The organism is Novosphingobium aeonii (assembly GCF_052279045.1).
In the GTDB taxonomy this organism is placed as follows: domain Bacteria; phylum Pseudomonadota; class Alphaproteobacteria; order Sphingomonadales; family Sphingomonadaceae; genus Novosphingobium.
In genome coordinates, this window is sequence record NZ_CP176832.1 from 504,400 (window position 1) to 528,770 (window position 24,371).

Below are 24,371 nucleotides of genomic sequence, written 5' to 3' on the forward strand. Positions count from 1 at the left end.
CCCCGCCCGATGTCATTGTCATCGGAAAACAATTACATGTTTATTTTCTACCGTAAAGCGTCACGGACAAAATCAGGCGTGAATCTGCAAGTCAGCCCGCCAAAAGCGGTCATTATCTATTCTGATGGATTATCGAAGAAGGAATTGTCGTAAGTGAAGTCCGTGCCGGGTCATGCGATTGCGAGGTGGTTTCATCTCCGTCACAGCGCCGTACACTTTCGGACAATATGATGCAGATGCGGCAAAAACCTGCGACATGTGGGGCTCAGGAAGGCGTCATCGACAGTCAGGACACGGACCGCACCGATGATTCGCCTCTTTCACGCCGTCGGCGCACTTGCCGCTTCTTCCTGCTTCCTCACAGGCATCAGCGCCCCGTCGCCGAACGCAGCTGCAGACAGACCCGCCATGATCGGTTCCGAACATCCGGTGTTTCTCGGCCGCATGACGGTTTCGGCAACCGCACTGCCCGCGAAATAATACAGGTAAGAGGGAAAAGACGGCTTGGAGCGGGTAGCGGGAATCGAACCCGCATAGCCAGCTTGGAAGGCTGGAGCTTTACCACTAAGCTATACCCGCCCGTTCAGGGACCGTATCCAGCCGTCGTGGCAGCCGCTTGCCACGAGAGGGGCGCCGCCGTCAACGGCTCTCTTTCATATTGTGCCCAATAGATGAACTGGCGGCTTAGTGCCCCGGATAGTCGAGCAGGGCGTGAGGGACGATTCCCGCTTCGCGAAGGCGTTCTCCGCCGCCCAGGTCGGGCAGATCGATTGCGAACAGCGCATGATCGACCCTGGCCCCGACGCGGCGCAGCAATTCAGCAGCGGCCAGCGCGGTGCCGCCGGTGGCCAGCAGATCGTCAACCAGGACGACATGGCTTCCTTCGCCAACCGCTTCCGGATCGACTTCCAGCGTGTCCGTACCGTATTCCAGGGCATAGTCGATGGCGATCACCGGAACCGGCAGCTTGCCCGGCTTGCGGATCGAAATGAACCCCAGCCCCAGACGCGCCGCGATGGCCGCACCGAAAATGAAGCCTCGGGCTTCGACACCGGCGATTGCTTGCGCACCCGCCGCCTCGGCCTTTGCCGCCATCAGTTCGACCGCTGCCGCGAAGCCGGGCCCGTTGCCGACCAGCGTCGTGACGTCACGGAACAGGATGCCGGGCTTGGGAAAGTCCGACACGGTGCGCACCAGCGCCTTGATCTCGTCGATGGTCATGGTCGCCGTCCTTAGGGGCTGGAGCCTGTAAACGAAAGGGCCCCCGCCATGGGAATGGCGGAGGCCCTTCGGTCAGGTCAGGATCGGAAAGCTCAGTGCTTCTTGCCGGCCCAGATGTTGCGGTAGGACATATAGCCCAGGATCGTGGCAAAAAGCAGGAATCCGAGGACCGGCCAGCCGGTCTGCTTGCGCTTTTCCAGCTTGGGCTCGGCAGTCCAGATCAGGAAGGCGGCAACGTCCTTCGACATCTGGTCCACGGTCGCCTTGGTGCCGTCTCCGTAAGTCACCTGGCCCTCACCGGTCAGCGGCGGCGGCATCGCGAGGTTGAGGTTCGCGAAGTACGGGTTGTAATGCAGACCTTCAGGAGTCTTGGAATCCGGGAACTTCTTCAGGAGTTCCGCGGGCTGGTCCTGATACCCGGTCAGTAGCGAGTAGACGTAGGCGGGGCCTTCGTGACGCGCCTTGGTGATCAGCGACAGGTCCGGCGGAGTACCCTGGCCACCATACATGACCGGCGGGAAGTAGTCGGTCGCCATGCCTTCGCGGGTTTCCACTTCGCCGGTCGCGTTGTTGTAGACCGGAACCTGGAACCCCTTGGCGATCGCCTTCACTTCGGCGTCGTTATAGCCAAGCGCGGCAAGGTCACGGAAGGCGACGTGGCGGATCGCGTGACAGGCGGCGCAGACTTCCTTGTAGACCTGGAAACCGCGCTGAAGCTGCTGGCGATCGAACTTGCCGAAGGCGCCATCACTGGCGAAGCTGACTTCCTTGGGCGTGAGATGGAACTCGTGCTCGGCGGTTGCCGCAGGCGGTTCGGTTATCTGTTGATAGGCGCCCTTGCCGAAGGACCATGCCAGGGCCACCGTGAAGAACAGCCCGACGAGGATCGAGAGAATGCGTGCCATGTCTTTCGTCTTTCGTTCCAGCTGTGGTCAGGCGGCTGCCGTCGGCGCGGGCTGCGCCGGGGTCAGCTTGGCGGCTTCATCCTCGCCGAGAACGGACTCGGTGATGGAAAACGGCAGCGGATCCGGCTTCTCGATGGCCGAGACGATCGGGATCACGATCAGGAAGTGCGCGAAGTAATAGAGCGCCGCGATCTGGCTCAGCATCACGTAGGGCTCTGCCGCCGGTGCACCGCCGCAGTAGAACAGTACCGCCATCGCCGGGATCAGGCCGAAGAAGAAGAACTTGCGGTAAAGCGGACGGTACGAACCCGAGCGGACCGGCGAACGGTCCAGCCAGGGCAGGAAGAACCACACGAGGATTGCGCCGAACATTGCCAGCACGCCCATGAGCTTGGCCGGAATGAAGAAGAAGTCCTGCGTGAAGGCGCGCAGGATCGCGTAGAACGGCCAGAAGTACCATTCAGGCACGATGTGCGCGGGGGTGCTCATCGGGTTGGCCGGGATGTAGTTGTCCGGGTGGCCGAGCGCATTCGGGAAGAAGAACAGCGCGGTGCAGAACAGGATCGCGAAGACGCCGATCGCCCAGCCGTCCTTGGCGACGTAGTAGGGATAGAACGGAACGGTGTCGCTCTCGCTCTTCACTTCGACGCCGGTGGGGTTCGACGAACCCGGGATATGCAGCGCCCAGATGTGCAGGATCACCACGCCCACGATGACGAAGGGCAGCAGATAGTGCAGCGAGAAGAAGCGGTTGAGCGCGGCGTTATCCGGTGCGAAACCGCCGAGCAGCCACTGCTGGAGCGGTTCGCCCACGAAGGGAATCGCGCCGAACAGGCCGGTAATGACCTTGGCCCCCCAGAAGCTCATCTGACCCCAGGGCAACACGTAGCCCATGAAGGCGGTGGCCATCATCAGCAGGAAGATCACCACGCCAAGCAGCCACACCATTTCACGCGGGGCCTTGTACGAACCGTAGAAAAAGCCGCGGAAGATGTGGATGTAGATGACGACAAAGAACGCCGAGGCGCCGTTGGCGTGCGCATAGCGCATCATCCAGCCCCAGTTCACGTCGCGCACGGTCTGCTCGACCGTATCGAACGCGACTTGCGTGTTGGCTGCATAGTGCATGGCCATCACGATGCCGGTGACGATCTGCAGGCCGAGGCAGAGCGCGGCGAGGAAACCGAAGTTCCAGAAATAGTTCAGGTTGCGCGGAACCGGATAGCCGCCACCGACCGAATTGTAGACAAGGCGCGGCAGGGGCAGCCTTTCGTCCATCCACTTCATGAAGGGATTGGTCGGGGTATATTCCTTGGCCCAGGGAAAGCTCATGTTCTTGATCCTCTCTCTTGGCCTCAACCGATCTTTACGACCGTGTCAGTGGTGAACGCGTAGTCCGGAACCTCGAGGTTCTTGGGCGCCGGGCCCTTACGGATACGGGCGGCAGTATCGTAGGAAGAGCCGTGGCAGGGGCAGAAGTATCCGCCGAATTCGCCTTTCGGCTCGCCTTCTCCGGCACCGAGCGGAACGCAGCCAAGGTGCGTGCAGACGCCCATGGTGATCAGCCAGTTTTCCTTGCCTTCCTTGGTGCGCTCCTCAAGCGTCTGCGGATCGCGCAGGGAGGAGACGTCCACCTTGTTGGCTTCCGAAATCTCATGCGGCGTCAGGTTGCGCACGAAGACCGGCTGCTTGCGGAAGATCGCCTTGATGGCCTGTCCGGGCTGGATCGAGGAAATGTCGATCTCGGTGGAAGAAGCCGCGAGAACATCCGCCGATGCGGACATCTGGCTGACCAGCGGGACGACGATACCCACGCCGGCGACACCCGCCGCGCTTACCGCGGCGATATTGATGAAATCGCGCCGCCGCACGCCATCTGCTTCTGCCATGTTTGCCCTTGCCTTGTTTTTCGACAACCCACCCCCGGAAATCCGGAAAGCAAGCCCAGATCCTGACCAATTCTATTTTAGCCTGGTATCCCCCGTGACGGTTTAATGATCCGGGAGCGACCCGAAACGAATACCGACTTTGCGGACCTGATATACACGGAAGCCAGCCCTGCCAACCGCCTTTTTGGACGCAAGGGGGCCAGCGACCGCCAACAAATTCAAGGCATAACCGTTCGGCGGTCATCCCGGATGGGTCGGTTCAGCCCAGCCCTATCACCGAAATCTGGCGCCCGTAGGCCGCCTCGCCGCGGTGCGTGGCGCGGCGATAGGAATAGAAACGCCGGGGCGCCGAATAAGTATCAAGGCCAAGACGCTCCACACCGCCGATTCCCGCCGATTCCAGGCGGGAGGCGACATAGAGTTCGAGATCGAACTGCCAGTGCCCATCCCGCCCCGCGGAGAAGAAACGGGAGTTGTCCACCCCCTTGCCGAGGAAGCCGTTCCGGAAGGCATCGTCCACTTCATAGGATGCCTGGGAAATGCACGGGCCGACCGCCGCGACGATGCGCGAACGCTGAGCCCCGAGCGATATCATCTGAGCGATGGTGCTGTCCGTAACCCCGCCGATCGCGCCTTTCCATCCTGCATGCGCCGCGCCGATGACGCCCGCCTCCCGATCTGCAAGCAGGACCGGCGCGCAATCCGCCGTAACGACGCCGATCAGCACGCCCGCCTGACGGGTGACAAGTGCATCGGCATGAGGGCGTTGCTCGTCGCTCCACCCGTCAGCCCCCAGAATTACGCAGTCGGGCGAATGAACCTGATACACCGATAGCAACGACGCCCCCGGCAGAACTGCGGCAGCGGCGCGGCGGCGGTTCTCGGCGACGGCTTCGGGCTCGTCGCCCGAACCCAGGCCGACGTTCAGGCCTTCGACCTCGCCGGTGCTCACACCGCCCCGGCGGCCGAGGAAGCCGTGCGGCAATCCTTCGAGCAGGCCCGCCCGGTTGACTTCGACCGCCTCCCCCACGTCAGCCAAGGCTCTTGCTCACCTGCTCGCGCACGTCGCGCGAAAGGTTCGGCTCCGCGGCGATCTTTTCCAGTTCGGCGCGCATCATCGCGGCGCGGACAGGCTCGATCCGCCGCCAGCGGCCGAGTTGCGGCACGAAGCGCGCTGTCGTCTGCGGATTGATCGGGTCCAGCTTGCGGATCACTTCGCCGATCATCCTGTATCCGGCGCCGCTCGCATCGTGGAACGCCTTGGGGTTGACCGCCGCCGTCATGAAGAGCGCCCGGACCCGGTTGGGGTTGTTCATCGTGAAGTCGGGATGCCGCGACAGTGCCTCGACATGCTCGAGCACCTGTGGGTGGAACGAGCCCGCCTGAAGCGCAAACCACTTGTCGATCACGAGCGCGTTGCCTTCGTACCGGCGCAGGAAGTCCGCCAGCGCTTCCTCGCGCTCGGGGCCGTCGATATTGCAAAGCACGGTCAGCGCCGACTGGCGGTCAGTCATGTTGTCGGCCGCCCGGTACTGCGCGATGGCACGGCGGGCCCCTTCGGCCGCATCGCCCGAAGCGATCAGGACCAGCGCCTGTCCCTTGGTCTTTCGCGCTCCGCGCGCATGCGCCTCGCGAGAGTAAGATACGGCGGAAACGCGGTCATGCAGCGCCCGCAATTCACCGGTGAGTTCGGCGCCGAGCCAGGACTTGAGCGCCTCGCGTTCCTCGTGAATCGCAGCCGGATCTGCCACCAGCACCTGTTCGGCGAGATAGGCGACGCCGGGAAGTACCATCAGCTCGCCGCGCATCAGGTCATCGAGCGCCTCGTCGGCCAGAATCGAGGCAAAGGCCTGCCCGATCGCCTCGCGCCCCTCGGCGCGCGCCGCATCCGAAAGACCGCCGCCGACAGCCGCGACCAGGTGCTGGACCACGAGGCTCTGCATCGCCTCGTACCGGGCGAAGGGATCGTCATCGTGAGCCGCCAGGAACACCAGATCCTCGTTACTCCGCTCGATCTCGATGGCAACGGGGGCCGAGAAGCCGCGATTGATGGAAACCACCGGCGGGCGGGTGAAACCCTCGAACGAAAAGCTGGCGCTGTCCTTGTCGAGCACGATCAGTCGCTCGCCCGAGTGCGTGCCGCTGTCACGGTCATAAAGGGCGATACGCAGCGGAATCGGCACGGCCTGCTTTTCGGGCTGGCCCGGCGTTGCCGGAACGGTCTGGGTCAGCGTGAGGGTTGCCGTTTCCGCCTCGTGCGACAGTTCGGCGGCGACCTGCGGCGTGCCGGCCTGGGAATACCACAGACGGAACTGCGCAAGGTTCAGCCCGGTACCGTCCTCGATTGCCTTGACGAAGTCCTCGCAGGTTGCCGCCTCGCCGTCATGGCGGCCAAAGTAGAGATCGGTGCCCTCACGGAACTTGTCGGTGCCCGCCATGGTCCGCATCATGCGGATCACCTCGGCGCCCTTGTTGTAGACGGTGGCGGTGTAGAAGTTGCTGATTTCCTGATAGGAATCAGGCCGGATAGGGTGTGCCAGCGGCCCCGAATCCTCGGGGAACTGGGCAGCGCGCAGAACCCGCACGTCCTCGATCCGCTTGACCGCCTCGCTGCCCATGTCGGCGCTGAACAACTGATCGCGAAGGACGGTGAAGCCTTCCTTGAGCGAAAGCTGGAACCAGTCCCGGCAGGTCACGCGGTTGCCCGACCAGTTGTGGAAATACTCGTGCCCGATCACGCTCTCGATGCCGTCATAGTCGGCATCGGTCGCGGTTTCCGGCTCCGCCAGGACATAGCGCGTGTTGAAGACGTTGAGGCCCTTGTTCTCCATCGCGCCCATGTTGAAGTCGGAAACGGCAACGACGTTGAACAGGTCCAGATCGTATTCCCGCCCGAAGACCTCCTCATCCCACTTCATCGAGCGGATCAGCGAATCCATCGCGTGATCGGTGCGCTGTTCGTCACCGGGACGGACCCAGATGTTGAGTTCGACCTTGCGGCCGGAGCGGGTCGTGAAATCGGCATGATTGGCCACGAGATCACCCGCGACCAGCGCGAAAAGGTAGCTCGGCTTGGGCCAGGGATCGTGCCATTCCGCCCAGTGCGTACCGTCCTCTCCCTCACCCGTGGCGATGCAGTTGCCATTGGCGAGCAGGATCGGGAACTGCGCCTTGTCGCCCGCCATGCGGACCGAATAGGTGGAGAGCACGTCCGGACGATCGGGGAAGAACGTGATGCGACGGAAACCCTCGGCCTCGCACTGGGTGCAAAGCATTCCGTTGGAGGCGTAGAGCCCCATGAGCTGGCTATTCGCCGCCGGATTCACCGCAGTCTCGACCGCGACTTCGTGTGCCTCCCCGGGCAGTTCGACGAGAAGATCCGGACCGTCGAGGCGCCAGTCGTTCACGGCTTCGCCATCGACGTGGACAGAGAGCGGGGCGATCTGGTCGCCGTTCAGGCGCAGGGTCGACGTGCCGTTCCCTTCCGGGTTGCGGCGGACCGAGAGCCTGGCCAGAACCCGCGTTCCATCGATACCGAGCTGGAAATCGAGGGCGATCTGCGGCACCAGCCACGCCGGCGGCAGATAGTCCTCGCGATGAATGACCGGCGGCGCCTGAGGCGCGGGAGCGGCATCGGCGATCTGCACGTTGGCATCGGGCGAGGAGGGGGTGCTGGCAATGTCCATGCCGCTAAATTAGAGCCTTGCGCTTCGAATGCCAGTCATGGCGCACGAATTCACCGCCGAAACGAGAGGAATGCCTCATGACGCCCCGGATGCCGAAGCGCCTGTTCATTTTCGGGCTGGGCTATACCGCGCGGGTGATCGCAAGCCGCCTCTCCGCACAGGGTTGGGAAGTGATCTCCACCGGCCGCGAAGGAACGCTTTCGTTCGAGGATGCAGGCAATGTCCGTCTCGCGCTGGCCGACGCCGATCATGTGCTTTCCTCCGTTCCGCCCGGCAGCGAGGGACGCGGTGAACCACTCGATCCGGTGCTGGAGCGTTACGGCGATGCAATGAAGGGCAAGGCGCTGTCCTATCTCTCGTCCACCGGGGTCTACGGCGATGCGGGCGGCGCGTGGGTGGACGAAAGCGCGCCCGTGGGCACAGGTCGGCGGACGGCGCGGGCCGAGGCGGACGGCGAATGGCTGTCCCTCGGCGCGCGTGTCTATCGCCTGCCGGGAATATACGGCCCAGGCCGCTCGGTGCTGGATCGTGTGCGCAACGGACGCGCGCACCGCATCGACCTGCCGGGGCAAGTGTTCAGCCGCGTCCACGTCGAGGACATCGCCTCCGGCGTTATCGCCGGGCTGGAGCGGTCGCCGGGTGCCTACAATCTCGCGGATGACCTGCCTTGCAGCCAGAATACGCTGGTCGAGGAAGCCTGCCGCCTGCTGGGCCTTCCGCTGCCGCCGCTGCAGTCGGTGGAGGAGGCGCAGCTCTCCGCCATGGCGCGGGGCTTCTATGCGGAAAACCGCCGCGTGGCGAACGGCAAGGCAAAGCGCGTGCTCGGCTGGACCCCGCGCTTCCCGACTTATCGCGAGGGGCTGCGCGCCCTCAGCGCCACCACCAGCCCCACCGTCGCCAGAACCGCCCCCGAGATCGCCAGCGGCGACCAGCGATAGCCCTCGAACAAGGTCGAGATGAACATGGCAATGATGATGACCGCGACACCGTTATAGGCCGCCTTGCCCGCCCCAAGCTGGCGGATCAGGGTGTAATAGAGGGGGAAGGTCACCACCGAGCCCAGGATCGCCAGATAGGCGGTGCCCAGCCAGTAGGCGGGCTCCGTTGGGATCACCGGCGGTCCGGCAAGGACGTATGCCACCACGAGATCGCAGATCGTGCCATAGAGCATTGCCCATGCCAGCAGGCTTGCCATGGGCAATGCCTTGCCAGTCTCGTTGGCCTGGATCACGTTCGAGACCGAGGCGCACATCATCGCGATCGATGCAAAGACGGTACCCAGCAGGACCTTGCCGCCGAGCGGCGCCTCGTGCGCCTCATGAAGGAGCAACAGCGCCAGTCCGCCGATGGCGATCAGGCTGCCGATGGCGAAACGCCATGTGACGGGCTGCTTCAGCAGCACCCTTGCGAGAATCGCATTGGGCACCAGAAGCAGTCCGATCATCACCGCGACGATCCCGGACGTAAGATGCATCTCGGCCCGGTAGACGAAGTTGTAATTGCCGCAGAATTGCGCCGCGCCCACCGCGAATGCGAGGATCTGTCCGGCCTTGCCCAGCTTCAGGCCCTTCCTCGTCACCACGGCGACGAGGAACATCGCCGGTGTCGCCAGGACGAAACGCCAGGCGACGGACCAGCTTGCCGGCACCTCGCCGATCTGGCCGGTGATGACGAACCACGTCGATCCCCATATGAGCGCCACCAGCAGGAACGGCAGCGCGATCGCGGGCTTCATGAATTCCGGTGCCGCCTCGGTGCCCTCGGTCACAGCGCGGCAATCGCGCGGGCAAGGGCGGAAACGTGTTCCTCCTGCGAATCCCACGCCGTCACCAGCCGGGCGGCATCGTCGCCCCAATCGTAGAACTCGAACCCTTGTCCGCGTAGCGCTTTCCGTTCGGCGGGGGTGGAAACCAGGAATACCTCGTTCGCCTCTACCGCGTGCAGCAGGCGGTCCTTCGCCGCTGCGGCGATCTCGGCTGCCGCCCGGTTTGCCGCGCGCGCATTGTCCAGCCAGAGATCGTCCTCCAGCATCGCGAGAATCTGCGCCGCCAGATAGCGCCCCTTCGATTGCAAATGCCCCGCACGCTTGCGGCGGAAGCGCACCTTTTCCGCCAGAGCCGGGTCGAAGAACACGATGGCCTCGGCGCTCATCCCGCCGTTCTTGACCATGCCGAAGCTCAACGCATCGACATTGCCGGCCGCCTGCGCCGCGTTCCCGCCCAGAAACGCGGCCGCATTGCCGAAACGCGCGCCGTCCATATGCAACCCGAGCCCCCGGGCTTTCGCGAAATCCGAAAGCGCCGCCAGTTCTTCAGGCCGGTAGACCCGGCCATATTCGCTCGCCTGCGTGATCGAGATCGCATGAGGCTGCACCTGATGCACGCCGTCACGAATCGGATCGATGACTTTCGCGGCAGCTTCCGGCGTGATCTTCGCACCTTCCCCGTCCGCCAGCAGCAGCTTTGCACCGTGCAGGAAAAAGCCCGGAGCGCCGCCCTCGTCCATCTCGATATGCGCTTCGCGGTGGCAGATCACCGCGCCATGCGGCTCCACCATCGCCGAAAGCGCGAGGCAATTCGCCGATGTCCCCGTGGCCACCCAGAGAGCGGCGCATTCGCGTCCGAACAGCGCGGAAAAACGCTCATCCAGCGCGCGGCTCAAGCCATCGCCGTCGTAAGGCGAATCCGGCGCATCGGCAGCCTTCATGGCATCCCATATCTTCGGGTGGACCCGCGCGGCGTTGTCGGAAAGGAACTTCATGGCCATATGCCCTGTAAGCGGACGCAAGCGCCGTCAAGCACCCCTCTTCAGGAGATATGCCCGTGGTAGGCGTGACGATCACCAAGCACGAGACCCCGACCGGCGGCGAATACAAGGCCCACATCGCCGACAGCGACATCACCGGCCACCTGACATGGCAGACCCGGGACGGCATTCATTATGCCGACCACACCCTGGTCCCCTCCGAAATCGGCAATCGCGGCGTGGCGGCGCGGCTCGTCGAGGCGATGGTGGCGGACGCGCGGGAGAATCAGTTCAAGATCGCGCCCTTGTGCAGCTACGTCGTGGCGGCATTTCGGCGCCATCCCGAGTGGGAAGACGTAAAGGCCTGATGCGCCGGCCCGGCGGAGAGAGGGTCAGGCAAACGCGCTTACTGCTCCCCGAAACCGCCACCGCCGGGCGTTTCGATCACGAACACGTCCCCCGCCCCCAGCCGGGCCGTGGCAGTGGCTCCCAGTTCCTCCACCGAACCGTCCGCTCGCTCGATCCGGTTACGGCCCGGCTCTCCGTCCATTCCTCCGAACAATCCGAATGGCGCGGTGCCGCGCCGCTGCGAAAGGATGCCGGCCTGCATCGGTTCGAGGAAGCGCACCCGCCGGGTAGCGCCGTCGCCGCCCTTGTGCGCGCCCTTCCCGCCCGAACCGCGACGGATCGAGAATTCCTCCAGCAGCACCGGATAACTGGTTTCCAGCACTTCGGGATCGGTCAGGCGGCTATTGGTCATGTGAGTCTGGACCACCGGCGTACCGTCGAAATCAGGCCCGGCCCCCGAGCCCCCGGCGATCGTTTCGTAATACTGCCTCGTCGCATCGCCGAAGGTGAAGTTGTTCATCGTCCCCTGTGATGCAGCCATCGCGCCAAGCGCGCCGAACAAGGCGTCGGTGATCGACTGGCTGGTCTCCACATTGCCCGCAACGACGGCGGCGGGCGCCTTGGGGTATAGCATCGAGCCTTCCGGCACGCGCAAGGTGATCGGCCGCAGGCACCCCTCGTTCATCGGCACGGCATCGTCGATCAGCGTGCGAACGACATAAAGCACGGCCGCCCGCACGACCGGGAGAGGGGCATTGAAGTTATCGGTAAGCTGGGCACTGGAACCGGCGAAATCGATGACCGCGCCGCGCGCTTCACGGTCGATCGAGATCGAAACCGCTATCTCGGCGCCATTGTCCATCGGCACGCGGAACTCACCGTCCTGAAGCCGGTCGATCAGCGTGCGAACGGCCTGCTCGGCATGGGCCTGCGCATGGGCCATATAGGCGTCCACCACCTCGCGGCCCTGTTCGTCCGCCACCCGGCGCAGCTCCGAAGCACCGCGCTGGCAGGCGGCTAGCTGGGCGCGCAAATCGCCAATGTTCTGCTCGATGGCGCGCGAGGGATGTGGGCCGGAGGCGAGCAGATCGCGCAGCGGTGCTTCCTGAAGCGCGCCGCGATCGACCAGCAGCACATTATCGATCAGCACGCCTTCCTCATCCAGCGAGCGCGAGCCCGGCGGCATCGAACCGGGGCTGATCCCGCCAATATCGGCATGGTGCCCGCGCGCGGCAACGAACCAGGCGGGGACCGTCTCGCCCTCGATGAACACCGGCATGACCACGGTGATATCGGGCAAATGCGTGCCGCCGTCATAGGGCGCATTGAGGACGTAGGCATCGCCGGGCAGGATGCCCCGCCCGTCCTGCCCGTTACCGCGCCGCTGGAGGATCGTGCGCACGCTCTCCCCCATCGAGCCGAGGTGGACCGGCATGTGCGGCGCATTGGCGACAAGGTTTCCCTGCCGGTCGAACAGCGCGCAGGAGAAGTCCAGCCGCTCCCGGATATTCACCGAACTGGCCGATTGCTGGAGCGCGGCTCCCATTTCCTCGGCAATGGCCATGAACAGCGCGCCCATGATCTCCAACCGCACCGGATCGCATTCGGTGGAGCTGTCTGCCTGAACCTGCTGCGGGGCATCCCGGTTGAGGATCAGGTTGCCGACATGATCGACCCGCACACGCCAGCCGGGTTCGACGACAGTGGTGGAAACGTCATCCACCACCAGCAGCGGGCCATCGGCCGTGAAGCCCTCTGCCAGCCCCTCGCGCAGATAGAGCGGCACGCGGTGATGCGCGCCCTGCGTCCAGAGATCGACCTGCTCGGCCGCGGGCGAGGACTTCACGGGAAGAACAAGCGTCGCACCGCCGCCGGAATGGCCGGCATGGACAGCCTCCACCCGCAGCGTCTCGCCGATAAGCTGCTCGCCCGCACCGAAGCCGAAGCGCTGGAGCCAGCCGTCCCGGAATGCCTCCCGCATGGCGCCAAGCGGTCCTACCGGCACTTCGATGGCATTGTCGCTGCCCTTTGGTCGCACCGCCAGCGCAGCCTCGATCGCGATGTCGTCCGCCGCGATGCCCTGCGCGGCCAGCGCCGCGCGGGCTTCGTCCCCCAAGGCGGCAACGGCGGCATCGAGCGACGTCATGGCATTGCCGTCCAGCGGGAGCGCCAAGGTCCGCTGGCGCAGCATCCGCCGGTCGGCAAGGCCCATGCCGTAAGCCGACAGCACCGAGGCGAGCGGGTGGCACAACACGCTGGTCACGCCCAGCGCATCGGCCACCTTGCAGGCGTGCTGCCCGCCCGCGCCGCCGAACGTCACCAGCGCCGCGCGGGTCATGTCGTGGCCGCGCCGCAGCGAGACTGTCTTGATCGCATTGGCCATGTTGGCAACGGCGATCTCCAGGAAGCCTTCCGCCGCCTGTTCGCGCGTCATTTCACGGCCGGTCGCGATGCGAACGGACGCCAGCACTTCGTCCATGCGCGACTGCGCCGCGGCCAGATCGAGCGGCTCATTGCCTTCGGGGCCAAAGACATGCGGGAAATGCCCGGGCCTCAGCTTGCCGAGCAGCAGGTTGCAGTCGGTTACCGCCAGCGGGCCGCCGCGCCGGTAGCAGGCGGGGCCGGGCACAGCGCCCGCGCTCTCCGGCCCCACCAGGAAGCGTGCACCGTCGAAGCGGCAGATCGAGCCGCCGCCGGCTGCCACCGTTTCAATCCGCATCATCGGCACGCGCACGCGCACGCCCGCCACGCGCGTCTCGCTGTCGCGCTCATAGGCACCGGCATAGTGCGAAACGTCGGTGGAGGTTCCGCCCATGTCGAAGCCCAGGACATGATCGAAACCCGCCTCCCTGGCGATGGCCGCCATGCCGACGATGCCGCCCGCCGGGCCCGAGAGGATCGCGTCCTTGCCCGCAAAGGCGTCTCCGGTGGTGAGCCCGCCGCTCGACTGCATGTAGAGCGCCGTGACCTTCGGGCCGAGACCTGCTTCCAGTCCGGCCACATAACGTGCCAGCACCGGCGAGAGATTGGCGTCCACCACCGTCGTATCACCGCGCGCGATCAGCTTGATGAGCGGGGCTACCTCGTGGCTGACCGAAACCTGACTGAAACCGATCTCGCGCGCCAGCCCGGCCAGCGCCGCTTCATGCGCACTGTGGCGATAGCCGTGCATCAGCACTACCGCGACGGCGCGAAAACCCTTGTCGAAATGGCGTTGCAGCCCCTTGCGCGCGGCATCGAGGTCGAGCGGGCGGTGGACGGTGCCGTCGGCGCCGACACGCTCGTCGATCTCCAGCACCGCGGCATTCAGCGGCTGCGGCAGGACGATATGGCGAGCGAAGATGTCGGGCCTTTCCTGGGTCCCGATCTTCAATGCATCGCCGAAGCCCCGCGTGATCGCCAGCAGCACCGGCTCGCCCTTGCCTTCCAGCAGGGCATTAGTGGCAACGGTAGTGCCAAGGCGCAGTTCGGCTTCGGGCAATTCACCTTCGGCGGTTCCGGTCAGCCGCCGCATCGCCTCTACGGCGGCATCGTCGTAACGGCCGGGGTCTTCGGAAAGCAGTTTCAGCCGCTCGAACCGCCCATCGGGCGCGCGCGCCACGATGTCGGTAAAGGTGCCGCCGCGATCGACCCAGAATTGCCACATGTTCGTCATGCCGGGCTTCATGACGGCGACGACGCGGGGAGGAAAGGGAAAAGGTGGAAACTATCCCGCCCCGGCCAGCCCCTTGCGCAACCGGTCGAATGCGGTGCCCGGCCCTTCGGCAAGCCGCGCCTCGACAAGGGCGCAAACCTGATCCGGCGAATGGACCGAAGTATCGATCACCAGATCGGATTCGCTGTTGCGGTAGACTTCCTCGAAGAACCACGGCCGCAGGCGGGAGAGGCGGTCCACGATCCTTGCAACCGCATCCTCGCCCAGCAGGTCCGTAGGCATCCGCTTGGTCATGGCCCGCTCCGCCACCCGCCGTTCCAGCACTTCGAACGGTGGCTTGAGCGTGACGAGCAGGACCGGAAGCCCCTCGGTCCGCCGCAGGAGATCCTGAAGCACCGGTGGATCGGTCATCAGCAGATGGTCGAAAATGACGTTCAGTCCTTGCCGGGAACTCGCCGCCATCCACTCGTGAAAAGCGCCGAAGGCGGCCATGGCACGCGGCGCAAAGCGCCAGCGCAGCGGCCCCTCCGGCCGCGCGGGATCCAGCGGGATCGCCTCGATCCCCTCGGCGGCGAGCGGCCCGTGGTGCCCGAACCGCGCGGGAAGCGTCTGCGCGAGGAAATGATCGATGCCGTAAAGCAACCAGTAGTCCTGCTGCCGCTTCTGGAAAAGCTCGCAGGCCGTGGACTTGCCGGAACCCGAACTGCCATTGACCACGACGATCTGCCCCAGGCTCATGCCGGCGCCCCCGGTGCGATTTCGCCGCGGGCGATGCGCCGGAACCGGTCGGCAGGGCAGAACTCCTGATTGTCGCCCCAAAGCTCCACATCGTCCCAATCCGACCGCATGAGCGACCAGACCACCGTATGGTCCGTATAGCCGGTAAAGATCAGGCCGGTATCGATTTCCGCCACGGCCAGCAATTCCCGCCCGAGCGCGTCGCTCGCCTCGAAACGAATGCGGGACGGGCCGTCCTCTCCCCATTCCAGCACTTCACGGCGACCGGACACGAGGCTGGACAAGACCCCGTCCTTCCAGATGAAACCGCCGATGCAACGTGCCTCGCGGCCCTCACCCATGACGATGGCATGGAAGGCGCGATCCTGCGCGATGCCCCAGAAATAGCCCCCGCAGGCCAGCGATTCATAATCGCGCGCACCGTAGGAACAGTCCCGCAGGGACAGGCAGTCTACCGCGAACTCCTCTCCCTTGCAGCGCAGGGTGCCGGTCATGCGGCCGGGCTGTTCCAGATGGAACTTCGCTGTTGCCGCCTGTCCTGCCTCGCCAGTCCTGAGTTGATGGACCGGGCCGATCGCGGTCCATGTCAGATCGAAGAACAGGCCATCCCGGTCATAGTCCAGCTTGTACCGCGAAAGCGGCTCAATCATCCGGCACGACAGCGAATTGCGCGCCTCCATGTCGAACTTGGCGGCAGTGGCGGGCATCGCCTGGAGATGGGCCCAGTCGTAATGGAGGCAGTTCCACTGATACCGCCCGCTGGCGTCCCACAACACCGGCCCGCCGTTCAGCATGCCCATGTTGGGCCGGAAATAGTGCTGGATCAGCCCGTGAATCCGCCGCTCGGGAAGCGTGACCGAGAACCAGGCGCTTTCATTCCAGTAGGGATTGTCATCACGCTCGGCGGCAAAGAAATCGGCAAACGCAAGGTCGGTCATGAAGCCCTTCTCCTTGCCGGCCATGGCAGCAAGGAGGATGCTTCAAGGCAATGACCGCAGCGGCAATCGCGCCTACCCCAAGCCGCGCGCGCCTACCCGAAGCCGCGCGAAAGCCAGTCCTCGGCCAGCCCGGCGAGGAACGCGGCACCGCGCGGCAAGGCCTTTTCGTCGACCATCATCTTCGTGGAATGGATGCCGCAGCAGTGCTTCCAGTCCGCGCCTTCCTGCGCCACGCCGAGGAAGAACATCGCCCCCGGCACCTTTTCGAGAACGTAGGCGAAGTCCTCCGCGCCCATGATCGGGTCCTTGAGGCGCTGGAATGCCGCCTCGCCGTGAAGGTCGCGGGCCACGCGCTCGCCAAAGTCCACCGCGCGGGCATCGCAGACCGTGACCGGAAAGCCCTCGTGGATCGCCACCTCACCCTTGAAACCATGCGCGCCCGCGATCCCGGCGACGAGCAGCGGCAGTTCCTCCTTCAGGCGGGCGCGGTTGGCGGCGGAAAGCGTGCGCATCGTGCCGGTGAGCCGCGCCGTGTCGGGTATGACATTATGGGCGCTGCCCGCCTCCACCTTGGCGATGGTGACGACGACAGGGTCGAACACACTGAAACGGCGCGCGACCATGGTCTGGATCGCCATGACCACCTCGCAGGCGACCGGAACCGGATCGAGCGTATCGTGCGGCATCGAGGCGTGGCCGCCGCGCCCCGTCACCGCAATGCGCAGTTCGTCCGCCGCAGCCATGAGCGGCCCCGCGCGGCCGCCGATCACGCCGTGAGGAGCATTGGGCATGATGTGCAGCGCAAAGGCGGCATCGGGCAGGGGGCGGTCGAAACCATCGCCGCCCAGTAGCCCGTCCTCCAGCATGAAGCGGGCACCATGATAGCCCTCCTCTCCGGGCTGGAACATGAAGCGGACCTCGCCTTTCAGCCGTTCCGCGCGGGCGGCGAGGAGTTCGGCCGCTCCGGCCAGCATGGCGACGTGGGTGTCATGCCCGCAGGCGTGCATCACCCCGGGAATGGTGGACGCGAAGTCCAGGCCGGTTTCCTCCGGCATCGGCAGCGCATCGGTATCGCCGCGCAGCAACACGCAGCCGCCTTCTCCCGCACCGCCCCTGAGCGTTGCGACGAGGCCGGTCGTCGATGGTCCTTCGCGCCATTCCAGCGGCAGGTGGGACAGGGCCGCCCTGATCTTGTCCCGGGTCTTTGGATTGTGAAGGCCGATCTCGGGTTCGGCATGAACGGCGCGGCGCAGCGCAACGATGCGATCGGCAAGGCCTTCGGCCTGCTGGGTCAGGGAGAGGGAGAGCATGGCGGCATGATAGCTCTCCCCCCTCACCTGTCGAGACTCAGCCTGCGCTGGAATCCGCGACCGGAAGATCGCCTTCGGGATCGGGCATGATCCGGATTTCGTTACGCTCGATCTGCTGGAGCGTTCGCCACGCCATAAGCCCCATGGCGACGTAGGAAACCGCGCCGCCCAGCGCCACCGCCCATGCCGCGCCGCTGGAACCGGTAGGCAGCAGGATGACCAGCCCGATCGCCATCGCCACCAGGGCGATGAGCCGTGCGATCAGCGAATGCCGCGCCCGGCCGGTGGCGTGAAGCACGGGCTCGAAGGCCACGCTGGCAAGGTCGAAGCTCGCCGCAAGGGTCAGCGGCACGAGGATCGCCGCGCCCTGTTCGAAATCGTTGCCGCCGATCACTTCCAGCATCTGCTTGCCCAGCAGCACCGCCACAGTGACGACGACGATGCCGGCAAGACCGGCGATCTTGCTGGTCTGGAGCGCCAGCTTGCGGAATTCCGCCGCCTCGGAGGAAACGCGGGCACGCGCCACTTCGGCATAGACCGACCGTGTGAGCAGCGAGGAAAGCTTGCTGAGCGCCTGCGAAAGCTGCGAGGCGAGGCGGTAAAGGCCTGCCGCCTTGGTGCCCACCCAGGCCCCGACGATCAGCAGCGGGCCGTTCTTCATCGCCGCATCGAGCGTGGAGGCCACGTAAGTCTGCATGAAGAACCGCGTGACGCCGGGATTCTCGTCAATCGACTGGCGCCAATTGCGAAGGTTCCGCAGGTTCACCGCTTCCGGGCAAAGCCGACGCGCCATGACCCAGTAGAGCGCGGCTTCCAGGATATCGATCGCAGCCCATGCGAACAGGAAACGCCCGACGCTCGGCCCGGTCAGCCATATGACCAGAGAAGCGGCCAGTCGTCCGCTGGGAACCACGGCCTCCACATAGACGGCCATGTCGAACCGGTTGAGCGCGCGCACGATGCCGGTGGGCGCCGAAACCAGCGCCCAGAGCGACCCCACGCAGAACCAGAAGGCCACGTCGATGAAATGCGGGTTGAGGTCCAGCATATGGGCGAAGCCGTAGATCAGGATCGCCGCGAGCCCGCAGCCGATGATCGCGCCGACCGCATCGAGTATGCCGCACAGCATCCCGAGGCGGCCAAGCTTGCCCCAGTCCTTCTGGTGGACATGCTCGCTGCCGTAACGGACGACCACGCGCCAGGTCTGGAAACTGGCAAGCGCGATGAGCGCCTGCGCGGTCCCGAAGATCAGCGAAAAGTGGCCGAAATCCTTGAGGCCGAGCGACCGTGTCTGGATGGCCAGATAGGCGATGCCGCAAACGGCACCGAAACCCTTGCCGCCCAGCAGCCAGGCCGTGTTCTGGAGTATCCGCCCTAGCGGAGATTTGCTCTCGCGGCGGTGAAATTTGGCGGACATTGGGCCAGCATGTGAACGAGGGGGAAGAGACTTGCAAGCTATCGCGACCCGGGATGTCACCAGCCTGAACGAATAGGCCCGCACGGGGATCGTCCCGGCCCGTTCGTGCCGCACCTTTTCCTTTTGCCTTGCAATGCCTAGATGCCGGGTTCCTCCCCCAGCACGAAACGTAGAACCTATGATCGAACACGCCATTCTTCTCAGCGCCGGCCAGGGCTCGCGGCTGCTTCCGCTTACCGCCGAACGGCCGAAATGCATGATCGACTTCTCGGGCAAGTCGCTGATCGAATGGCAGATCGAGATGCTGGCGCGCGGCGGCGTGAAGCGGATCGACGTTGTCACCGGCTTCATGACCGACATGCTGGAAGAGCACCTGAATGCGATCAGCGACCCGCGAGTCGAGATCAACATCCGCTTCAACCCTTTCTTCAAGGTGGCGGACAATCTCGGCTCCTGCTGGATCGCGCGCGAGGCGATGCGTGGAGACTTCCTGATCCTCAACGGCGATACGCTGGTGTCGGAGGAAATCGTCAGAAAGGTGCAGCAGGGCGCCGCCGATGCCGACGGCAATCCCTGGCCCATTACCGTTACCGTGGACATCAAGGCCGAAGGCTACGACAGCGACGACATGAAGGTGGAGCGCGAGACCGACGGCCGGCTGGTCCACATCGGCAAGACGCTCACCGCGCAGCAGTCCAACTCCGAATCGATCGGGTTCCTGGCCTTCCGGGGCGAAGGGGCGGACCTATTCCGCGAAACCGTCCGCCAGGCCATGCGGACGCCCGAAGGCGTCCAGCACTGGTATCTCAAGGTCATCGATTCGATTGCCCCCACCGGAAAGGTCGGGACCGTCTCGATCGAGGGCCTGGATTGGGCCGAAGTCGATTTCCTCAACGACATCGAGATCGCGACCGGCCTCACCGATACCTGGAAATGACCCAAAAAGGCGGGCAAAGCCATGCTTTGTCCGCCAACTCCGACTGATAGGCGGGCTAGCGTCGCCCACTGCCACGCGTCATGGCGCCCGCCCTTCAGGACGATCGGGACGGGCGAGCCGAAAAGCCCTCAGCAAGACAGCGTAACTGGCCCTCCGGCGCTTTTACCCTATAGTGCCCGATATGAATGTCCCTTCCCCCGCCCCCGGAAACAAGTCCGCAACCTTTCCTTGTTTTGGGCTGGCTCCCTGGGCGATCGCGGTTCCGTTTCTCGCGGTTGCGGCCATCGCGCTGGGCAAGCCCTCGAATGTGCTGATGGCGGCATCGCTGGCGGTCGTGCTGGGCGGTGCCATCATGTCGGCGGTCTATCATGCCGAAGCCATCGCGCACCGTGTGGGCGAGCCGTTCGGCACGTTGATCCTGGCCTTTGCCGTAACGGTGATCGAAACCTCTCTGATCGTCTCGATCATGCTCAGCGAAGGAAACGGGGCACAGGCATTGGCACGCGATACGGTGATCGCCGCCGTCATGATAACGATCAACGGGATAGTCGGTGTCTGCCTCCTGCTGGGCGGCGGCCGGCACCATGAACAGGGCTATACCCAGTCCGGCGTGAACCACGGCCTCGCCATCCTCGCGACGCTTTCGGTGCTGACCCTGGTGATGCCCAACTATACCACCAGCCAGGTCGGCCCGTTCTACAACGAGAAGCAGCTGATCTTTGTCGGCGTCGTCTCGTTGATGCTCTACGGCACCTTCGTCGTCGCCCAGACGATCCGTCACCGCGACCACTTCCTCTATCCCGAGGAAAGCGATGATGGGCACGAAAAAGTCCCGGTGAACAAGGCCCTGGCTGCGGGCGTCATGCTCCTTGTTGCGCTTGTCGCGGTGGTCATGCTGGCCAAGGCGCTTTCGCCGTCGATCGAGGCCGGAGTGGCCGCCATGGGCGCCCCCCATGCCACGGTCGGCATCATCATCGCCGCACTGGTTCTGGCACCCGAAAGCCTGGCCGCGCTTGGCGCGGCCCGTGCCAACCGGGTGCAGACCAGCCTCAATCTCGCGATCGGTTCGGCACTGGCGACGATCGGTCTCACCATCCCGGCCGTTGCGGTCGCCTCGATGTGGATGGAGCTGGATCTCGAGCTCGGCCTGTCGATCAAGTCGACGGTCCTGCTGGCGCTCACCCTGCTGGTCGCCACGTTGACGCTCAGCACCGGACGGACCACCCTGGTGCAGGGTATGGTCCATCTCGTGATCTTCGCGACCTACCTTTTCACGACCCTGGTTCCGTAGAACCGAGGTTCAACTCCGGTAGAGCGCATCCAGTCGCTCGCCGTAACGCTCCTTGAGCTTGTGGCGCCGAATCTTGAGGCTGGGGGTCATTTCCTCGTTCTCGATCGAGAAGGGTTCGTCCGCGAAAGTGAACTGACGAACCTTCTCGATGACGGAGAGATCGGCATTCACGCGGTCGATCGCGCCGCGAATGACCGCACGGAAAGCGGGCAGCCCCTGGAGCGCCTTGAAATCGAATTTCTCGCCGTTTTCCTTGGCCCACTCCAGAGCCCAGTCGGCATCCGGCACGACGAGCCCGACGATATAGGGCCGGCGGTCGCCATGGACCATGGCCTGCGCGATCTCGGGCTGGAGCGTCAGCATCGATTCGACCTTCTGGGGCGAGACATTGTCGCCCTTGTCGTTGACGATCATGTCCTTCTTGCGGTCGGTAATCATGATGCGCCCGCGCTCGTCGATATGGCCGACGTCGCCGGTGTGCAGCCAGGTGTCGTGCAGTACCGCCTCGGTTGCGGCGGCATTCTGCCAATAGCCCTGCATGACCAGTTCGCCGCGTACGAGAATCTCCCCGTCTTCGGCGATCTTCACTTCCACCCCGCGCAGCGGCGGACCGACCGTATCGTGCTTGATGCCTGCGGCGGGGCGGTTGCAACTGATGATCGGTCCGGCCTCTGTCTGGCCGTAGCCTTGCAGCAGGGTCAGGCCCATGGCGTCGAAAAAGGCCCCGATTTCGGGGTTGAGCGGCGCCCCGCCTGAAACCAGCGCCTTCATCCGCCCGCCGAACTTGGCGCGCACCTTGGGCCGCAGCGTCCGTTCGATCAGCATGTCCAGCGGATAGTCCAGAAGGCGGCGTCGACCGGCCTGCTCGCGTCCGGCGATGCCGAGCGCCATTTCCATGAGCCGGGCGGGGATCGCGCCCTGCTTCTCGATCTGCTTCATGATTCGCGTGCGCAGCACCTCGAACAGGCGCGGGACGACGACCATGATCGTCGGCCGCACTTCCTCGATATTGGACGCGAGCTTGTCGAGCCCTTCGGAATAATAGATTTGCCCGCCGACCGCGATCGGCAGGAACTGGCCTCCGGTATGCTCGTAAGCATGGCTGAGCGGGAGGAAAGAGAGGAAGGTCTCGCTATGATCGAGGCCGAAATCGTCAATGACGATCTGCGCCGCGCCCGCCACGTTCATGAGGAGCATGCCGTGATGCTGCCGCACGCCGCGCGGGGCGCCGCCCGTGCCGCTGGTGTAGATGATGCAGGCAAGATCGCGGCGGCGAACGCCGGCGACCCGCTCGTCCACCTCGGACCGTGCCTTCGCGGCGTCGCCTTCGAGCAATTCCGACCAGTCGTGCACGTCATACGCGCCGCCCTGCATCGGCGGCAGCGGCTCCATACCGATGACATGGCGGCACAAGTCCGTCTGCACGATCGCCGGCAGCAGGGCCTTTGCCAGCTTTCCACTGGAAACGATCGCAGCCCTGGCACCCGAGTTTTCGAGGATATGGATGTGATCGCGGGTCGTGTTGGTGGTGTAGGCGGGCACTGTCACGCAACCCGCCGCCATGATCGCAAGATCGGCAAGGCACCATTCCGGCCGGTTCTCGGAGACGATCAGCACGCGGTCTCCCGCCTGCAGGCCCATCCGGCGCAGCGAAGCGGCAATCAGCGAGACCTTGCGCGCAGCCTCGGCCCAACTGGTGGAATGCCAGGCGCCATCCCGCTTCGCCCAGAGCATCGGCGCATCGCCAAGCCGATCCGCCCGCTTCAGGAACAGCGATACCAGGTTGGTGCACTTGTCGAAGTCACCAAGATCCATGCCGACCCTTTTCCTCTCTCATCATGCGGAAATTTCCCTGCAGATCGTCCGCGTGGATATCCGTTCTGGCCAACGTCTAGGCGCGCGCGATGGTTGCGACAAGCGCGGGACTTGACCTTGTCGTGTGCCTGTCGTGCCAGGCGCCGCGCTATTCAGTGCCCACTGCTTCGGCGATGGAGGCGAATCCGTCGCGCTTCATCAGCCGTTCCAGCCCCTTGCAGACGGTCTTGGCGATTCCCGGTCCCTCATAGACCATGGCGCTGTAGAGCTGCACGAGGCTGGCCCCGGCACGGATGCGATCCCAGGCATGTTCGGCCGTGGCGATACCGCCGACCCCGACCAGCGGGACCGCCCCGCCGGTCGCCTTGCGGAAGTCGCGCAGGCGCTGATGCGCCAGATCCCGCACAGGCGCACCGGAAAGACCGCCGGATTCGCCGCGATGGACCGAACGCAGCGCCGGCCGTGAAATCGTGGTGTTGGACACGATCAGAGCGCCCAGTCGCTTGTCGATCGCAATCCGCGCAATCGCGTCGATGTCCGCCGGTTCGAGATCGGGTGCGACCTTCAGGAATATGGGCGGCCTGGTTTCGCCGCAAACCTCGTCACGGGCTTCGATCACCGCGTCCAGTAGCCCGGTCAGCGCCGATTCGTCCTGAAGCGCGCGAAGGCCCGGCGTATTCGGGCTGGAAATGTTGACGGCCAGATAGCCCGCGAGCGGTGCCATGATCGTCGCCATCCTGGCGTAATCGGCTACGCGGTCGCTGGAATCCTTGTTGGCCCCGATATTGATACCCACCACGCCCGGACGGCCGAGACGGGCGCCCAGATGCGCCTGTGCCGCTGCGCTGCCATGGTTGTTGAAACCCATCCGGTTGATGACGGCGCCATCCTCCACCAGGCGGAACAGGCGCGGCTTCGGGTTGCCCACTTGCGGCAGCGGCGTGATCGAGCCGACTTCGGCATAGCCGAAGCCCAGGCCCAACAGCGCGTCAGGCACTTCGCCGTCCTTGTCGAACCCGGCCGCCATGCCGACGGGGTTCGGGAAAGCGAGTCCCGCCACTTCGGTGGCCAGCGAGGCCGGAAACACGGGCGCGCGCTTCGGCCGCGTGAGCTTGAGCGCCTTGAGGGCGAGGCCATGGGCTGATTCGGCTTCGAGCCGGAACAGGGCGGGTCGGATCAGGGAATAGAGCACGGCTTGCGCATAAACACGTCGCGCCTGTTGCTCAAACGCTTCTTATCACACTCGTGCGCGCAAATTCGACCCGAACCCCGCCGCTCCGGCCGCGCGTGTCGCGTTTATACAATAAATCGCCGGGGTGGCGGCATACAGGAGAGTCGCGACCCGAAGGGCTCGTAGCGGGATGCGCACGAGTTCTTTATTACCTTGACGGCGGTTCCCGGTCCTGACCGGGGACCGCCTTTTTTCTCGGTTTTCCCCTTCGTCGCAGCGAATTCTGTCCAAAAGCGAAAGATTTG

The 24,371-nt window shown here is 64.7% G+C and carries 19 protein-coding genes and 1 tRNA gene; 4 read left to right on the top strand and 16 right to left on the bottom strand.

Features of this window, described 5'->3' with window-relative positions:
- Positions 1-505: 505 nt before the first annotated feature.
- The 7 genes from ACLIMP_RS02550 to pepN all read right to left on the bottom strand — a co-directional run bounded on the left by ACLIMP_RS02550 (position 506) and on the right by pepN (position 7,701).
- Positions 506-579 (bottom strand) — tRNA-Gly (locus ACLIMP_RS02550).
- A 105-nt stretch (positions 580-684) separates the two neighbouring features.
- Positions 685-1,221, bottom strand: a complete 537-nt coding sequence (locus ACLIMP_RS02555) for an adenine phosphoribosyltransferase (RefSeq protein ID WP_324697343.1) — start codon at positions 1,219-1,221, stop codon at positions 685-687.
- Positions 1,222-1,313: 92 nt separating this feature from the next.
- Positions 1,314-2,126, bottom strand: coding sequence for a cytochrome c1 (locus ACLIMP_RS02560; RefSeq protein ID WP_054442151.1), 813 nt, complete (start codon positions 2,124-2,126; stop codon positions 1,314-1,316).
- A gap of 27 nt (positions 2,127-2,153) precedes the next feature.
- A complete protein-coding gene (locus ACLIMP_RS02565) occupies positions 2,154-3,458 on the bottom strand; it encodes a cytochrome b (protein WP_132468644.1) in 1,305 nt (434 codons plus the stop codon).
- Positions 3,459-3,481: 23 nt separating this feature from the next.
- Positions 3,482-4,015: a ubiquinol-cytochrome c reductase iron-sulfur subunit gene (petA, locus tag ACLIMP_RS02570; RefSeq protein ID WP_054442150.1), complete on the bottom strand. Its 534-nt coding sequence runs from the start codon at positions 4,013-4,015 to the stop codon at positions 3,482-3,484.
- Positions 4,016-4,274: 259 nt separating this feature from the next.
- Positions 4,275-5,045 carry a peptidoglycan editing factor PgeF gene (gene pgeF / locus ACLIMP_RS02575; protein ID WP_324699093.1) on the bottom strand — a complete coding sequence of 257 codons (771 nt, stop codon included), beginning with the start codon at positions 5,043-5,045 and terminating at the stop codon, positions 4,275-4,277.
- A 1-nt stretch (position 5,046) separates the two neighbouring features.
- Entirely contained in the window at positions 5,047-7,701 is a 2,655-nt protein-coding gene (pepN, locus tag ACLIMP_RS02580) for an aminopeptidase N (protein ID WP_324697346.1), read from the bottom strand.
- Positions 7,702-7,790: 89 nt separating this feature from the next.
- Here pepN and ACLIMP_RS02585 point away from each other — a divergent pair, with 89 nt between their 5' ends.
- A complete protein-coding gene (locus tag ACLIMP_RS02585) occupies positions 7,791-8,639 on the top strand; it encodes a Rossmann-fold NAD(P)-binding domain-containing protein (RefSeq protein ID WP_185998912.1) in 849 nt (282 codons plus the stop codon).
- Here the strand turns inward: ACLIMP_RS02585 and ACLIMP_RS02590 are convergent.
- Together ACLIMP_RS02590 and ACLIMP_RS02595 are read right to left on the bottom strand one after the other, a co-directional pair.
- A complete protein-coding gene (locus tag ACLIMP_RS02590) occupies positions 8,549-9,469 on the bottom strand; it encodes a DMT family transporter (RefSeq protein ID WP_324697348.1) in 921 nt (306 codons plus the stop codon). The two genes, ACLIMP_RS02585 and ACLIMP_RS02590, sit on opposite strands and share 91 nt — an antisense overlap.
- Positions 9,466-10,461, bottom strand: coding sequence for a threonine aldolase family protein (locus tag ACLIMP_RS02595; RefSeq protein ID WP_324697350.1), 996 nt, complete (start codon positions 10,459-10,461; stop codon positions 9,466-9,468). Before ACLIMP_RS02595 ends, ACLIMP_RS02590 begins: the two co-directional genes overlap by 4 nt.
- 56 nt (positions 10,462-10,517) lie before the next feature.
- Between ACLIMP_RS02595 and ACLIMP_RS02600 the strand changes: the two genes are divergently transcribed.
- Positions 10,518-10,814 (top strand): GNAT family N-acetyltransferase, encoded by a 297-nt coding sequence (locus ACLIMP_RS02600; protein WP_420719855.1) that lies wholly within the window; start codon positions 10,518-10,520, stop codon positions 10,812-10,814.
- A gap of 38 nt (positions 10,815-10,852) precedes the next feature.
- Here the strand turns inward: ACLIMP_RS02600 and ACLIMP_RS02605 are convergent, their stop codons facing one another.
- From ACLIMP_RS02605 to ACLIMP_RS02625, 5 genes are all read right to left on the bottom strand, one after another.
- Positions 10,853-14,449, bottom strand: coding sequence for a hydantoinase B/oxoprolinase family protein (locus ACLIMP_RS02605; protein ID WP_443478025.1), 3,597 nt, complete (start codon positions 14,447-14,449; stop codon positions 10,853-10,855).
- Between the two features lie 51 nt (positions 14,450-14,500).
- Positions 14,501-15,187, bottom strand: coding sequence for a phosphotransferase-like protein (locus ACLIMP_RS02610; protein ID WP_443478026.1), 687 nt, complete (start codon positions 15,185-15,187; stop codon positions 14,501-14,503).
- A complete protein-coding gene (locus tag ACLIMP_RS02615) occupies positions 15,184-16,125 on the bottom strand; it encodes a DUF7064 domain-containing protein (RefSeq protein ID WP_324697356.1) in 942 nt (313 codons plus the stop codon). Before ACLIMP_RS02615 ends, ACLIMP_RS02610 begins: the two co-directional genes overlap by 4 nt.
- A gap of 92 nt (positions 16,126-16,217) precedes the next feature.
- The gene (locus ACLIMP_RS02620) at positions 16,218-17,435 is read right to left on the bottom strand and encodes a M20 metallopeptidase family protein (RefSeq protein ID WP_054442145.1); all 1,218 of its coding nucleotides are present in this window, start codon (positions 17,433-17,435) and stop codon (positions 16,218-16,220) included.
- A 37-nt stretch (positions 17,436-17,472) separates the two neighbouring features.
- Positions 17,473-18,852, bottom strand: a complete 1,380-nt coding sequence (locus ACLIMP_RS02625; protein ID WP_054442144.1) for a lipopolysaccharide biosynthesis protein — start codon at positions 18,850-18,852, stop codon at positions 17,473-17,475.
- A 178-nt stretch (positions 18,853-19,030) separates the two neighbouring features.
- Between ACLIMP_RS02625 and ACLIMP_RS02630 the strand changes: the two genes are divergently transcribed.
- Both ACLIMP_RS02630 and ACLIMP_RS02635 read left to right on the top strand, forming a co-directional pair.
- Complete coding sequence (locus ACLIMP_RS02630) at positions 19,031-19,789, top strand: phosphocholine cytidylyltransferase family protein (RefSeq protein ID WP_054442143.1); 759 nt, start codon at positions 19,031-19,033, stop codon at positions 19,787-19,789.
- A 313-nt stretch (positions 19,790-20,102) separates the two neighbouring features.
- Positions 20,103-21,080 carry a calcium:cation antiporter gene (locus ACLIMP_RS02635; RefSeq protein ID WP_443478027.1) on the top strand — a complete coding sequence of 326 codons (978 nt, stop codon included), beginning with the start codon at positions 20,103-20,105 and terminating at the stop codon, positions 21,078-21,080.
- Positions 21,081-21,089: 9 nt separating this feature from the next.
- Here ACLIMP_RS02635 and ACLIMP_RS02640 read toward each other — a convergent pair whose 3' ends face one another.
- Entirely contained in the window at positions 21,090-22,895 is a 1,806-nt protein-coding gene (locus ACLIMP_RS02640; protein ID WP_324697361.1) for an AMP-dependent synthetase/ligase, read from the bottom strand.
- 148 nt (positions 22,896-23,043) lie between these two features.
- On the bottom strand, positions 23,044-24,087 hold the full coding sequence (locus tag ACLIMP_RS02645; RefSeq protein WP_054442140.1) for a quinone-dependent dihydroorotate dehydrogenase: 1,044 nt from the start codon (positions 24,085-24,087) through the stop codon (positions 23,044-23,046).
- Positions 24,088-24,371: the final 284 nt, after the last annotated feature.

Coding starts and splice junctions, on each gene's coding strand:
- ACLIMP_RS02555 (WP_324697343.1), bottom strand. CDS start 1,221: ATGACCATCGACGAGATCAAGGCGCTGGTGCGCACCGTGTCGGACTTT.
- ACLIMP_RS02560 (WP_054442151.1), bottom strand. CDS start 2,126: ATGGCACGCATTCTCTCGATCCTCGTCGGGCTGTTCTTCACGGTGGCC.
- ACLIMP_RS02565 (WP_132468644.1), bottom strand. CDS start 3,458: ATGAGCTTTCCCTGGGCCAAGGAATATACCCCGACCAATCCCTTCATG.
- petA (WP_054442150.1), bottom strand. CDS start 4,015: ATGGCAGAAGCAGATGGCGTGCGGCGGCGCGATTTCATCAATATCGCC.
- pepN (WP_324697346.1), bottom strand. CDS start 7,701: ATGGACATTGCCAGCACCCCCTCCTCGCCCGATGCCAACGTGCAGATC.
- ACLIMP_RS02585 (WP_185998912.1), top strand. CDS start 7,791: ATGCCGAAGCGCCTGTTCATTTTCGGGCTGGGCTATACCGCGCGGGTG.
- ACLIMP_RS02595 (WP_324697350.1), bottom strand. CDS start 10,461: ATGAAGTTCCTTTCCGACAACGCCGCGCGGGTCCACCCGAAGATATGG.
- ACLIMP_RS02600 (WP_420719855.1), top strand. CDS start 10,518: ATGCCCGTGGTAGGCGTGACGATCACCAAGCACGAGACCCCGACCGGC.
- ACLIMP_RS02605 (WP_443478025.1), bottom strand. CDS start 14,449: ATGACGAACATGTGGCAATTCTGGGTCGATCGCGGCGGCACCTTTACC.
- ACLIMP_RS02610 (WP_443478026.1), bottom strand. CDS start 15,187: ATGAGCCTGGGGCAGATCGTCGTGGTCAATGGCAGTTCGGGTTCCGGC.
- ACLIMP_RS02615 (WP_324697356.1), bottom strand. CDS start 16,125: ATGACCGACCTTGCGTTTGCCGATTTCTTTGCCGCCGAGCGTGATGAC.
- ACLIMP_RS02620 (WP_054442145.1), bottom strand. CDS start 17,435: ATGCTCTCCCTCTCCCTGACCCAGCAGGCCGAAGGCCTTGCCGATCGC.
- ACLIMP_RS02625 (WP_054442144.1), bottom strand. CDS start 18,852: ATGTCCGCCAAATTTCACCGCCGCGAGAGCAAATCTCCGCTAGGGCGG.
- ACLIMP_RS02630 (WP_054442143.1), top strand. CDS start 19,031: ATGATCGAACACGCCATTCTTCTCAGCGCCGGCCAGGGCTCGCGGCTG.
- ACLIMP_RS02635 (WP_443478027.1), top strand. CDS start 20,103: ATGGCGGCATCGCTGGCGGTCGTGCTGGGCGGTGCCATCATGTCGGCG.
- ACLIMP_RS02640 (WP_324697361.1), bottom strand. CDS start 22,895: ATGGATCTTGGTGACTTCGACAAGTGCACCAACCTGGTATCGCTGTTC.